The organism is Clostridium sardiniense, assembly GCF_016907995.1.
In the GTDB taxonomy this organism is placed as follows: Bacteria; Bacillota; Clostridia; order Clostridiales; family Clostridiaceae; genus Clostridium; species Clostridium sardiniense.
On record NZ_JAFBDA010000011.1, the window covers coordinates 1 to 13,384 of the forward strand.

Here is a 13,384-nt window from a genome sequence, read left to right on the forward strand (position 1 = left end):
AATAGATGTAGTAAATGTTAAAATAATATTAAAAGATATGGAGGTACTATTATGAATAGAATGCATAAAGAGAATTTTAGAATAAAAAAAGATTTTTTATTATTAGAAAATAATAAATCAAGTGTTATATTTTCAACAGCTGAAGATGAGAGAAGTTTTAATAGAAATACAGATGAGGGAATAGATGCAATAAATAGTATAAAAGAAGATTTTAATGTAGATAAGGTGATTTATCTAAATCAAATACATTCAGACATAGTATTAAACTATAACGATGAAATAGATTTTATCGAGAATGAAGGGGACGGAATAATAACAAATAAGAGAAATATTGCAATTGGAGTCTTTACTGCTGACTGCGTACCAGTAATTATTGTAAATGAAGTAGATGGAGTAATAGGCGCTGTTCATAGTGGTTGGAAAGGAACTTTTAATTCAATTACAAAAAAAGCTCTACAAAGAATGGTTGATCTATATTCTGTTAATCACAAAAATACAAAAATTTACATAGGGGCTCATATAAGAAAATGTTGTTATGAAGTATCAGAAGAGCTTAAAGAAAAATTTATAAAAGAAAAAAATATCAAAGAAGATATTTTATTTGATGGTAGAAATTTAAGTTTAAAAGAGTGTATTATAAAAGATTTAATAGATAGTGGTATATTAGAAGAAAATATATATGACTTTGATGCATGCACTTATTGTGAAGATAAAGTAAAATTACATTCATATAGAAAATCAAATGGATCATATGGAAGATTATTTTCATTTGTTCTATTGAAATAGAGGGGGATTAATGTTTTGGCACAAGAAAAAATATTAATAGTTGATGATGAAGAACACATATTAGAATTATTAAAGTTTAATATTAAAAATGCTGGATATGAAGTTATTACTGCAAACAATGGATTAGACGGAGTTAAACTTGCAAAAGAGGAAAAGCCAGATTTAGTATTATTAGATCTTATGTTACCAGGGATGGATGGTTATGATGTATGTAAAGAAATAAAGAAAAATAAAGAAACAAATAATACAGCTATAATAATGCTAACTGCAAAAGGTGAGGAGTTAGATAAGATATTAGGGCTTGAACTTGGAGCAGATGATTATATGACAAAGCCGTTTTCTATAAGAGAATTGCTTGCAAGAGTCAAAGCAGTTTTAAGAAGGAGTATACATACTAATTCAAATCAAGAAGAAGATTATTATGAAAATGGAAGACTTAAAATTGATTTTGAAAGACATGAAGTATTAATAAATAAAGAAAGAATAGACATGACTCTTAAGGAATTTGAACTTCTTGAAATACTTATCAAAAATAGAGGGAAAATTTTAAAAAGAGAGGTACTTTTAGATAAGATATGGGGATATGAATATATTGGAGAAACAAGAACTGTTGATGTTCATATACGATATTTGAGAAAGAAAGTAGAAGAAGATGATAAAAATCCTAAACTTATTGAAACAATAAGAGGGGTAGGATATAGGTTTAACGGTCAAGGGTTATGAAGAAAAAAATAGTAACATCAGTAATAATAACGGTTATATTCGCTTTAGTAATATTAACATCATCTTTTATGGCATTATCTAGTATACAAGAAATTCAAAATACTAGAGATATACTTAAAAATTACAACAATATTGCTGCTAAATGGATAGATAATGGAAGATTAGAGAAGGCTGAATTAAATAATTTTAAAATAAATGGAACCGATATAAGATTTACTATAATAAATAAAGATGGAAAAGTAACATTTGACTCAATAAGCGATATTAGTAATAATTATTTAGGTAGAGAAGAAATAGAAAAAGCAAAAATGAGCTCAAGTGGAGTAGGGTATTCAGAGAGGTATAGTGAAACATTAGGATTAAACATGATATATTGTGCGACAAAACTTAGTGATGGAACTATAATAAGAAGTAGTGTACCTGAATCTACAGTGAAAATATTTTACGCAGAAAATATGAAATATTATATTATAGTAGTATTTATAGTGCTAATTCTTTCAGTTGCATTAGCACTTAAGCTTGTAAGAATAATTGTTGATCCTGTTAAACATCTAGAAAGTGTTACTTCAAAAATTGCAAATGGAAATCTTCAAACTAGAGTTAATATGGGTTCAAATGATGAACTAGGGCATTTAGGGAAAACATTTAATAATATGGCAGATCAACTCCAAAGTAAAATGAATGAAATAGTAGATAAACAAAATAGATTAGAGTCTATTTTAAATTGTATGCAAAGTGGGGTTATAGCTGTAGATAATAATAATGATATAATTACAATTAATCCTTATGCACAAAGAATATTTGGTATAAATATAAATGCCACAGGAAAATCTTTAAATGATTGTATAGAAGATAAGAGAATTGAAGATATATTAAAAGGTGAAGATGGCACTGAAGTTCAAGTTAAAATAAAAAAACCAGCTAGAAGATTCTTAAAAATAAAGACAGCAACTGTTATTAATGGATATAAGAGAATTGGCAGAGTTATTGCAATACAAGATATAACAGAAATGAAGAGACTTGAAAATATAAGAACGCAATTTGTTGCAAATGTATCTCATGAACTTAAAACACCTCTTACATCTATTAAAGGTTTTGCAGAGACGTTAAGATATGTAGATGATGAGGAAACAAAGAATAAATTTTTAGATATAATAGATAAGGAAGCTGTAAGGCTTACAAGGCTTATTAATGATATTCTGGTACTTTCAAATTTAGAAAGTAATACAATAGAAGAGATGGAAGAATTCTTACCAGATGATATTATTGATGATGTTATTAATATTTTAAGTGAGCAAGCAAGTAGAAAAGATATTAAAGTAACATTTTATAGAGATAATATAAATTATATTTTAGGACAGAGAGATAAATTTTTACAAATGGCCCTTAATATTATTGAAAATGCAATAAAGTATTCAGAAGAAGGAGCGAAAGTTGATATAAAGAGTTTCTCTAGAAATGGATACTATAACTTTATTGTAAGAGATACAGGGATTGGTATACCAGAAGATGATCTTCCAAGGATATTTGAAAGGTTTTATAGAGTAGATAAGGCAAGAAAAAGTGGTGGAACAGGGCTTGGACTTGCGATAGTAAAACATATAGTCAAAAGTTTTGGAGGTACCATAGAAGTTAAATCAGTGCTTAATGAAGGTACAGAATTTATATTTAAAATAAAACATATTTAGTTAAAAAGGTAAAATCTATAATTATAGATTTTTACCTTTTTTCTCGTTATTAATACATTTGTTAAATTCATTTAACAAAATTCTAATGTAGTTTAACTTTTGTATAATAACAGCTTAACTTTCAAAAGATATTATAAAGACATAGTAATTAAGCATAATAAGTCAGAAAAGGAATTATCAAATATTTTGTGGAGGTTATAGATATGAGAAAGAAAAATTTGAAAATGGTAGTAACAGCATTAGCGATAACTATGGTAGGAGGAATATTTGTAGGATGTGGTTCAGGTACAAATAATGCAGTAAATGATGGGCAAACAATAACAATAAGTGGATCATCAGCACTTCTTCCACTTATGGAACAGTCAATAGAAAAATTCAATGAAATTAAACCAGGGAATACAATAAATGCACAAGCAGGAGGATCTGGAACGGGACTTACTCAAGTTTTAGAAGGATCAGTAAATATAGGTAATTCAGATGTACTTGCAGAAAGTAAATTAACAAAAGAACAAGCAAGTGAATTAGTAGATCATAAAGTAGTAGCTCAAGGATTTGGTGTAGTAGTCAATAAAGCTACTGGAATTACTAATTTAACAAAGAAGCAAATACAAGATATATTCTCAGGTAAGGTTAAAAATTGGAAAGAGGTTGGTGGAAAGGATATGGAGATATTAGTAATTCATAGACCAGCATCTTCAGGAACAAGAGCAACATTTACAGAGAAGGTTTTAGACGGCAAAAAGGAATTAGAAAATGATTCAATCGGAGCAGTTCAAGATAGTAATGGAGCTGTATTAAATGCTATGAAACAAAATGATGGTGCAATAAGCTATGTAGCTCTTTCATATATGAATAATGAAGAGGCTAAAAAATCATTAGATTTAGTCAAAATAGATGGTGCAGAACCTACAGTTGATAACATAAAATCAGGAAATTATAAATTCTGGTCATGGGGACATATGTACACTAAAGGAGAGGCTAATGGACTTTCAAAAGAATTTATTGATTTTGTGGGTAGCAAAGAAAATTCAGAAAGCATAAATAATCTTGGATTAATTCCTGGTAATGAAATTAAAGAATAGATATAAAAAGCAATAGATAGGAATGAGAAATATGAAGAAAAGAAGTTTTAAAGAAAGGTTATTAAATGAATATTTAGGAAAAGGATTTTCAAGTTTTTGTGGGATTTTAATAATTTTAATAACAATATCAATAATTATATTTATAGGATCAAAAGGAATACAAACTTTCACTAAAGGTGAATATAGCGTATTAGAGTTTTTATTCACAAATAACTGGAACCCAACAGGTAGCCCTAAAACCTTTGGAGCTTTTGCCTTCATATTAGGATCAACATTAGTATCATTAGGGGCAGTAATTTTAAGTGCCCCTATTGCTATTGCATTAGGGATATTTGTTAATGTAATTTCCAAAGGATTTGGAGAAAAAGTAATTAAACCAGCACTTGAAATTTTAGTTGGTATACCATCAGTAGTATATGGGTGGGTTGGTGTATCTGTACTAGTACCTATTATAAAGGATAACTTTGGAGGTATGGGATTCTCACTTCTAGCTGGAGTACTAGTATTATCACTTATGATTCTTCCAACTATAGCAACACTTTCAATAGATGCGATTAAAGGAATCCCAAGGGAACATATTGAAGCATCATATGGACTTGGAGCAACAAGATGGCAAACAATTAAAAATGTAATAGTACCTGGTTCAAAATCTGGAATACTTACAGGCGTTGTACTTGGAATAGCGAGAGCTTTTGGAGAAGCCCTTGCAGTACAAATGGTAATTGGAAATGCGGTTAAAATACCAGATAGTTTAACATCATCAGCAGCAACATTAACAAGTATATTAACAATGGATATGGCAAACACAGTAAGTGGATCAGCATGGAATGATGCTTTATGGACGCTTGCACTAATACTACTAATAATATCATTTATATTCATACTAATAGTTAGAAATATAGAAAAAAGAGGAGTGAGATAAGAATGGACGCAAAAAAAATAGATAAACTTGCAACGGGAGTATTCTACTTAGTAGCATTTATGGTAGTAGCTATACTTGGGGCATTCATTGCGTATATTTTATATAAAGGTATTGGCATGATAACTCCTTCATTTATATTTGGAAAACCTAGTATGACAAGTGCAGGTGGTGGAATTGGACCACAAATATTTAATTCACTTTACATGTTAGTTATTTCATTAATAATAACAGTACCTATAGGAATAGGAGCAGGGATATATTTAGCAGAGTATGCTAAAGAAGGTCTAGTTTTAAATATTATAAGATTATCACTTGAAACTATGTCATCATTACCTTCAATAGTAATAGGTATGTTTGGTCTTTTAGTATTTGTAAATTTAGCAGGATGGGGATATTCAATAATAGCAGGTGCATTATCAGTTAGTATATTAAATATTCCATCAATGACAAGAATATCAGAAAATGCTATAAGACATGCATCTAAGAAAGTTAAAGAAGCTTCATTAGGTCTTGGAGCTAGTAAATGGCAAACTATAAGAAAATTAACACTTCCAATAGCAATGAAAGATATTCTAACAGGAATAATATTAGCTTCAGGAAGAATTTTTGGAGAAGCAGCAGCATTCTTATATACAGCAGGACTAAGTTCAGGAATGCTCAACTTTAATCAAATTAGTCTTACTGGAAACACATCTGCATTTTCACTTTTTAGACCAGCAGAAACTTTAGCAGTTCATATATGGAAATTAAATTCAGAAGGTGTAGTACCAGATGCTTCAGCAATAGCAAATGGAACAGCAGCAGTGCTTATAATAATGGTTTTACTATTTAATTTATTAGCAAAGGTTATTGGAAATAGAATGTTAAAGGCATATAGTGGCAAGTAGGAGGAACGTATGAGTATAATAGAAACTAAAAATTTAAATCTTTATTATGGAACAAATAGAGCTCTTAAAGATATAAATATGAAATTTGAAAAAAATGAGGTTACAGCTCTTATAGGACCATCAGGTTGTGGTAAGTCAACCTTCTTAAGAACAATAAATAGAATGAATGATCTTATAGATTCAGTAAAAATAGAAGGAGAAGTTCTATTTGAAGGAAACAATATATTTGATGATTATGATGAGATTGCATTAAGAAAAAGGATTGGTATGGTATTCCAAAAACCAAATCCTTTTCCAATGTCTATATATGATAATGTAGCTTATGGACCAAGAATACATGGGATTAAAGATAAGAAGGTATTAGATGAGATAGTAGAAAAAAGCTTAAAAGGTGCAGCACTATGGGAAGAAACAAAAGACAGGCTTAAAAAGAGTGCTATGGGACTGTCAGGAGGTCAACAACAAAGACTATGTATAGCTAGAACTCTTGCTATATCACCTGAAATAATTCTTATGGATGAACCAACATCAGCACTTGATCCTATTTCTACTAATAAAGTAGAGGACTTAATTGAAGAACTTAAAAAAGAATATACTGTTATTATAGTTACTCATAATATGCAACAAGCTGGAAGAATAGCAGATAAAACAGCATTCTTCTTAAATGGTGAGGTTATAGAGTATGGTAAAACAGAAGATATATTCTATAGACCAGAGGATAAGAGAACAGAGGATTATATTACAGGAAGATTTGGTTAATAATAATTAAGAGGTGGTTATATGATAAGGGAGTCACAAAAATTAAGAATAAATACTATAAACAACAACTTAAGCAAAATGACTGATTTAGTAAAAGATCAATTAAATCAAAGTATGTTGGCGTTAAAAGAAAGAGATAGCAAATTAGCAGATGAAATAATAAAAGATGATGATAAAGTAGATAATCTCCAAAGAATAATTGAAGAAGAATGTATTAAGTTCATAGCAACAGAGCAACCTTTAGCAAAAGATTTAAGAAGAGTATTTACAGCGTCAAAAATAGTAACTGACTTAGAAAGAATGGCAGACCATGCAGTTGATATATGTAAAATTGCAAGAAAAGCAGATTCTAAAACTTATATAAGTGAAGCAAAAAAACTATGGGTTATGGAAGAGAAAATTCAAAGTATGATTAATCTAGCATTAAAGGCTTATCTAGATAGAGATGCTGATAAAGCTTATGATATATGTAAATTAGATGACGAGATAGATGATTTGTATAAAGAGGTCTTTAAAGAGACATTAGTTTATATAAAAGATGATGAGAGCCAAGTTGAAGTTGGGACTAATTTATTGTTTGTAAGTAAGTATTTAGAGAGAATTGGAGACCATGTAACTAATATTTGCGAATGGATCATATTTAGCAAAAAAGGTGAATATGTTGATTTAAATGAATAGTTTAAAACCACGCTAATAACTTTAGTGTGGTTTTTATTATGTATTTATTTTATATAATTTAAATTATGTATGTAAATGTAGTGTTTTTCATGACTTTTATTGACTAACTACATATATTAATGTAATATAACAAAAGATACACTAGTTTATAAAAAGGGAGTGGAAATATGAAGAACTTAATAAAAAGTGTGCTTCCAGATAGTATTGCAGAAGAAGTAGGTATAGAGCCTGGAGATTTTCTTCTTACAATTAATGATAAGGAAATAGAAGATATTATTGATTATAGATTTTTAGCTGTAGATGAAGAGATAACAATTCAGGTAGAAAAAGCTAGTGGTGAGATATGGGATATTGAAATAGAAAAAGATTACGGTGAAGAGCTTGGACTAGATTTCGAAGGTGGAATAATGGATAAAGCAAAGAGCTGTAGTAACAAATGCGTATTTTGTTTTATAGATCAGTTACCAAAGGGGATGAGAGATACTCTTTATTTTAAAGATGATGATTCAAGACTATCATTTTTACAAGGTAATTTTGTTACATTAACAAATATGAAAGAAAAAGATATAGATAGAATAATAAATTACAAAATAAGTCCTATTAATATATCAGTACATACCACAAATCCAGAACTTAGGGTTAGGATGCTTAATAATAGATTTGCAGGTGAAATCTATAAAAGAATGAAAAGACTTAAAGATGCAGGAATTCAAATGCATGCTCAAATAGTCTGTGTACCTGGAATTAATGATGGGGAAGAGCTTAAGAGAACAATAAATGATTTATACACTCTTTATCCAGAGGTTAATAATGTAGCTGTAGTACCAATTGGTATCACTAAGTTTAGAAAAGGATTAACACATGTAAATACATTTACAAAGGAAAGTTCAAAAGAAGCAATAGAAATGGTAGGGAAACTGCAAAATAAATTTATGAAAGAAGTTAATGAACCATTTGTAAGATTGTCAGATGAATTTTATGTTGTAGCAGAAGAAGATGTTCCAGGTGAAGACTTCTATAATGGCTTTGAACAATTAGAGGATGGTGTAGGAACTATTCGTTATTATAGAGAAGCTATAAAGAGAGATTTAGAATTTTTAAATCTAAATAAAAAAGGAAGTTATACTGTAGTAACTGGTACATTAGCTTATAATGAAATAAAAGATGCTATGGATAGTATAGTTTCAAAAAATCCAAAAGTTAAAATAGATGTAAAAAAGATTGTAAACAATTATTTTGGAGAAACTATTACAGTAGCAGGACTTTTAACAGGAACAGATATTATAGAGCAAATAAAAGATAGTATAGATACACCATATCTTATAATGCCAGATAATATGTTCAGAAGAGGATATGAATTAGCTCCAGAGGAACTTGTTATGCTAGATGACGTAACAATTGATATGTTAGAGGATGCACTAGGTGTCAAGGTTATCGTGTGTGATTACTCAGGAGATGGGTTTATAGATATAATAAATAATTACAATGAGGAGGAATAGTAATGGGAAAACCGATTGTTGCAATGGTAGGAAGACCAAACGTTGGTAAATCTACATTATTTAATAGATTAGCGGGAAAGAGAATTTCTATAGTTGAAGATACACCGGGGGTTACAAGGGACAGAGTGTATGCTGAAGCTGAATGGCTTAATCATAATTTTACTATGATAGATACAGGAGGTATAGAACCTGAAAGAGACGATATTATAGTAAAACAAATGAGAAGACAAGCGAATATAGCAATAGAAACAGCAGATGTAATAATCTTTATTGTTGATGGTAAAGAAGGATTAACACCAGCTGACCAAGAAGTTGCGTCAATGCTTAGAAAGAGCAAAAAACCGGTTGTTTTAGTAGTTAATAAGGTAGACACACTAAAAGAAGAAGATAATGCATGGGAGTTCTATAATTTAGGTATAGGAGATCCTATAACAATATCAGGAGCTCAAGGCTTAGGTCTTGGAGATATGCTAGATAGGGTAGTTGAACATTTTGATACTTCATATTTAGATGAAGAAGAAGATGAGTTTATAAGAATAGCTATGATTGGTAAGCCTAATGTAGGTAAATCATCACTTATTAACAAACTTTTAGGGGAAGATAGAGTTATAGTTTCAAATGTTCCAGGAACAACAAGAGATGCAATTGATTCATACTTAGAAACTGATGAAGGTAAGTTTATACTTATAGATACTGCTGGAATTAGAAGAAAAAGTAAAGTAAAAGAAGAAATAGAAAGATACAGTGTTATAAGAACTTATACAGCTATTGAAAGAGCAGATGTTTGCATATTAATGGTAGATGCACAAGAAGGTATAACAGAACAAGATGAAAAGATAATAGGCTATGCTCACGAAATGAGAAAAGCTATTATGGTAGTAGTTAATAAGTGGGATCTTATAGAAAAAGATGATAAAACACTTGATAAATATAAAAAGGAACTTCAAGGAAAACTTAAATTCTTAAGTTATGCTCCATATGTATTTATATCAGCACTTACAGGACAAAGAACACATAGAATTCTTAGTACTGCAAGAATGTGCTACGATAACTACTCAAAGAGAATTTCAACAGGTGTTTTAAATGATGTAATAAATAGAGCAGTTCTTATGAAAGAACCACCAATTGTTGGATTAAAGAGAATGAAAATTTATTATGCAACACAAGTTGCAGCAAGACCACCTAAATTTATTTTCTTTGTTAATGACTCAAATGCAACACATTTCTCATATCAAAGATACCTAGAGAACCAATTAAGACAAAGTTTTGATTTTGAAGGAACAGGTATACAAATAGAGTATAGAGAAAGGAAAATGTAATTATGAGTAAGGTAGCATTTATTGGAGGAGGAAGCTTTGGTACAGCATTAGCTGTTCAGCTTGGTCAAAAAGGAAACGAAATAAGTATATTTGACAGAGATATTAATGTATGTAATGACATTAATAATAACAGAAGAAATGATAAATATATTAAAGACCTAATCATTCCAGAAAATATTACAGCCTATAATAATTTAGATGAGGCAATAGAAGGAGTTGACTATTTAGTTTTAGCTATTCCTTCTCATGTAATAAGAGATGTTACTAGATCTTTAAAAGGGAAAATTACAAAAGATGTAGTTATAATATCTATAGCAAAAGGTATTGAACCTACAAGCAACAAAAGACTATCAGAGGTTATAGAAGAAGAACTTCCTAATCCTGTGGTTATATTATCAGGACCAAGTCATGCTGAAGAGGTGGCAATAGAGATTCCGACTACTTTAGTTGCAACATCAAACGAAATGAAGTATGCAGAACAAGTTCAAGAATTATTTATGACACCAACACTTAGAATATACACTAACGAGGATATAGTTGGGGTAGAGATAGGTGGAGCTGTTAAAAATATTATTGCACTAGCGGCAGGTATTGGTGATGGTGTTGGATATGGTGACAATTCAAAGGCAGCATTAATGACAAGAGGAATGAAAGAAATTTCAAGAGTAGGGATGGCCTTAGGTGGAAAAGCTGAAACATTCTTTGGACTTACAGGAATGGGAGATTTAATCGTTACTTGTACATCAATGCATTCAAGAAATAGAAGAGCTGGTATTCTTATAGGAAAAGGTGCTTCTTTGGATGAAGCTTTAGATGAAGTTGGAATGATAGTTGAAGGTGTTAAAGCTTGCAGGGCTTTCCATGAACTAAATAGAGAAATTGGTGTTAGCATGCCAATTACCGATGCACTATATAGTATACTTTTTGAAGGTAAAGACCCGAGAGAAGCTGTTCAAGAACTAATGCTTAGAGAAAAGAAAAATGAAACACATTAAAAAAGCAACCAAATTTGGTTGCTTTTTTTTATATTTATTTCATATCTTCTAACCTTAATGTCATATAACTATAATATAGAGGTAAATGAGGAGGTTTTTAGTTTAGAAATATAGATTTAAGTTCTATATTATATTAGATTAATGTACATTGCGTAAAAGGTTTTATAAGGAACTTTATTATATTGATTTTGTATTTTAGGGCAATAAGAAATATGCAGGATTATTATTCATAAATGAAATAGCAGTCCTTACGAAAAATTTTTAATCTTATTATAGTCTTTCTGTTTACTTATTTTAATTTATATAAATGTTTTACTATATTACTTTGGAAGCTGGAAATATATTTAAAAATTCAATTATAAATTAGTATATAATTTCAATATTTAGAATATATATATATTGTTATAAATAGTTAGGAGGTATTTTCTTGGACAACTTTAAAATCTATAAAGATATATCAGAAAGAACCCAAGGAGACATATATGTAGGAGTTGTTGGTCCTGTAAGAACTGGTAAGTCAACTTTTATAAAGAAATTTATGGATCTTATGGTAATACCAAAGATAGATAATGAATTTAAGAAAGAAAGGGCAAAGGATGAATTACCACAAAGTGGATCAGGAAAAATGATACACACAACAGAACCAAAATTTGTTCCAAATGAAGCAATTGAAATAAACATTGAAGATGAAATAAAATTTAAAGTTAGAATGGTTGATTGTGTAGGTTATATAGTAAAAGAAGCATTAGGATATATAGAGGGTGATACACCTAAAATGGTAAATACTCCGTGGTATGATTATGAAATTCCATTTGAAGATGCAGCTGAAATAGGAACTAGAAAGGTTATAACAGACCATTCAACAATTGGTTTAGTTATAACTACAGATGGAAGCATAACTGGACTTGAAAGACAAGATTATGTTGAAGCAGAAGAAAGAGTAATATCTGAACTGCAATCAATAAATAAGCCATTTGTAGTAGTACTTAATAGCTCAAGAGTAAACTCTAAGGAAACAAAAGAAATTAAAAAGGAAATGGAAGAAAAATATAACGTTGAAGTTCAACCTATGGACATAGCAAATATGAGAGAAGAAGACATTGAAAATTTATTTAAGCATGTACTTAAAGAATTCCCAGTAAAAGAAGTTAACATTGATATGCCAGAGTGGCTTGAGAGACTAGAAGCAGAGCATTGGCTTAAAAAGGATTTCTTTAACATAATAAGAGGGATGAGCAAAAACATATCAAAAATAAGAGATATAAAAATTTCTCTAGATAAATTAGATGGAGAGGAGTTTTTAGGAGAGGCTTTTATAAAAGAAATAGATCTTGGGATAGGGACAGCTAGGGTTATAATGAAACCTAAAGATGGAATATTCTATAAAGTTTTAAGTGAAATTTGTGAATTAGATGTTACTTCAGAAAATGATCTTATGTCAATAATAAAGGAATTAAATTTTGCGAAAAAAGAATATGATAAAGTTAAAGATGCTTTAAATGATGTAAATGAAACAGGGTATGGGCTAGTGGCACCACAGCTTAAAGAAATGAAATTTGAAGAACCTGAAATTGTTAAACATGGATCTCAATATGGAGTTAAGCTAAAGGCAAGTGCACCATCACTTCATTTTATAAAAGCTAATATACAAACTGAAATAAGCCCTATCATGGGGTCTGAAAAAGAATCAGAGGAGTTAGTTAAGTCATTACTTGAACAATTTGAAAATGACCCAGCAACTTTATGGCAAAGTAATATGTTAGGTAAATCACTTGAAGTTCTTGTTAAGGAAGGTCTTCAAAATAAATTATATAAAATGCCAGAAGATGTTCAGATAAAAATTCAAAAAACATTACAAAAAATAATAAATGAAGGTAATGGAGGATTAATCTGTATAATCCTATAGAAATAAAAAAGGTTAGTATCTTGTTTAACATTATACTAGCCTTTTTAAGATTATGTTATCATATCCATCAAATTGTGAATAATATATAATAGATAATATAAAATATATATTTTTAAAGTATTACGCGAAAAGGCATGGTG

General features: G+C 29.6%; 12 protein-coding genes. All 12 read left to right on the forward strand.

Going from position 1 to position 13,384, the window contains the following annotated elements:
- Positions 1 to 51 precede the first annotated feature (51 nt).
- The 12 genes from pgeF to spoIVA all read left to right on the forward strand — a co-directional run bounded on the left by pgeF (position 52) and on the right by spoIVA (position 13,244).
- On the forward strand, positions 52 to 786 hold the full coding sequence (gene pgeF, locus JOC62_RS10440; RefSeq protein WP_204595216.1) for a peptidoglycan editing factor PgeF: 735 nt from the start codon (positions 52 to 54) through the stop codon (positions 784 to 786).
- Positions 787 to 801: 15 nt separating this feature from the next.
- A complete protein-coding gene (locus JOC62_RS10445; RefSeq protein ID WP_204595217.1) occupies positions 802 to 1,509 on the forward strand; it encodes a response regulator transcription factor in 708 nt (235 codons plus the stop codon).
- Positions 1,506 to 3,197 (forward strand): HAMP domain-containing sensor histidine kinase, encoded by a 1,692-nt coding sequence (locus JOC62_RS10450; RefSeq protein WP_204595218.1) that lies wholly within the window; start codon positions 1,506 to 1,508, stop codon positions 3,195 to 3,197. Before JOC62_RS10445 ends, JOC62_RS10450 begins: the two co-directional genes overlap by 4 nt.
- 203 nt (positions 3,198 to 3,400) lie before the next feature.
- Positions 3,401 to 4,279: a phosphate ABC transporter substrate-binding protein gene (locus JOC62_RS10455; protein WP_204595219.1), complete on the forward strand. Its 879-nt coding sequence runs from the start codon at positions 3,401 to 3,403 to the stop codon at positions 4,277 to 4,279.
- A gap of 31 nt (positions 4,280 to 4,310) precedes the next feature.
- Complete coding sequence (gene pstC, locus JOC62_RS10460) at positions 4,311 to 5,201, forward strand: phosphate ABC transporter permease subunit PstC (protein WP_204595220.1); 891 nt, start codon at positions 4,311 to 4,313, stop codon at positions 5,199 to 5,201.
- 2 nt (positions 5,202 to 5,203) lie between these two features.
- Positions 5,204 to 6,088, forward strand: a complete 885-nt coding sequence (gene pstA, locus JOC62_RS10465; protein ID WP_204595221.1) for a phosphate ABC transporter permease PstA — start codon at positions 5,204 to 5,206, stop codon at positions 6,086 to 6,088.
- 9 nt (positions 6,089 to 6,097) lie between these two features.
- Positions 6,098 to 6,847: a phosphate ABC transporter ATP-binding protein PstB gene (gene pstB / locus JOC62_RS10470; RefSeq protein ID WP_204595222.1), complete on the forward strand. Its 750-nt coding sequence runs from the start codon at positions 6,098 to 6,100 to the stop codon at positions 6,845 to 6,847.
- Between the two features lie 21 nt (positions 6,848 to 6,868).
- Positions 6,869 to 7,525, forward strand: a complete 657-nt coding sequence (phoU, locus tag JOC62_RS10475) for a phosphate signaling complex protein PhoU (RefSeq protein ID WP_204595223.1) — start codon at positions 6,869 to 6,871, stop codon at positions 7,523 to 7,525.
- A 167-nt stretch (positions 7,526 to 7,692) separates the two neighbouring features.
- Positions 7,693 to 9,024, forward strand: a complete 1,332-nt coding sequence (locus tag JOC62_RS10480; protein WP_204595224.1) for a DUF512 domain-containing protein — start codon at positions 7,693 to 7,695, stop codon at positions 9,022 to 9,024.
- Positions 9,025 to 9,026: 2 nt separating this feature from the next.
- On the forward strand, positions 9,027 to 10,343 hold the full coding sequence (der, locus tag JOC62_RS10485; protein WP_204595225.1) for a ribosome biogenesis GTPase Der: 1,317 nt from the start codon (positions 9,027 to 9,029) through the stop codon (positions 10,341 to 10,343).
- 2 nt (positions 10,344 to 10,345) lie between these two features.
- Complete coding sequence (locus JOC62_RS10490) at positions 10,346 to 11,338, forward strand: NAD(P)H-dependent glycerol-3-phosphate dehydrogenase (RefSeq protein ID WP_204595226.1); 993 nt, start codon at positions 10,346 to 10,348, stop codon at positions 11,336 to 11,338.
- A gap of 427 nt (positions 11,339 to 11,765) precedes the next feature.
- Positions 11,766 to 13,244 carry a stage IV sporulation protein A gene (spoIVA, locus tag JOC62_RS10495; RefSeq protein WP_204595227.1) on the forward strand — a complete coding sequence of 493 codons (1,479 nt, stop codon included), beginning with the start codon at positions 11,766 to 11,768 and terminating at the stop codon, positions 13,242 to 13,244.
- The last annotated feature ends 140 nt before the right edge of the window (positions 13,245 to 13,384 follow it).

Excerpts from the sequence above, each read along its gene's own strand:
- pgeF (WP_204595216.1), top strand. The coding sequence starts at position 52 with ATGAATAGAATGCATAAAGAGAATTTTAGAATAAAAAAAGATTTTTTA.
- JOC62_RS10450 (WP_204595218.1), top strand. The coding sequence starts at position 1,506 with ATGAAGAAAAAAATAGTAACATCAGTAATAATAACGGTTATATTCGCT.
- JOC62_RS10455 (WP_204595219.1), top strand. The coding sequence starts at position 3,401 with ATGAGAAAGAAAAATTTGAAAATGGTAGTAACAGCATTAGCGATAACT.
- pstC (WP_204595220.1), top strand. The coding sequence starts at position 4,311 with ATGAAGAAAAGAAGTTTTAAAGAAAGGTTATTAAATGAATATTTAGGA.
- pstA (WP_204595221.1), top strand. The coding sequence starts at position 5,204 with ATGGACGCAAAAAAAATAGATAAACTTGCAACGGGAGTATTCTACTTA.
- pstB (WP_204595222.1), top strand. The coding sequence starts at position 6,098 with ATGAGTATAATAGAAACTAAAAATTTAAATCTTTATTATGGAACAAAT.
- phoU (WP_204595223.1), top strand. The coding sequence starts at position 6,869 with ATGATAAGGGAGTCACAAAAATTAAGAATAAATACTATAAACAACAAC.
- JOC62_RS10480 (WP_204595224.1), top strand. The coding sequence starts at position 7,693 with ATGAAGAACTTAATAAAAAGTGTGCTTCCAGATAGTATTGCAGAAGAA.
- der (WP_204595225.1), top strand. The coding sequence starts at position 9,027 with ATGGGAAAACCGATTGTTGCAATGGTAGGAAGACCAAACGTTGGTAAA.
- JOC62_RS10490 (WP_204595226.1), top strand. The coding sequence starts at position 10,346 with ATGAGTAAGGTAGCATTTATTGGAGGAGGAAGCTTTGGTACAGCATTA.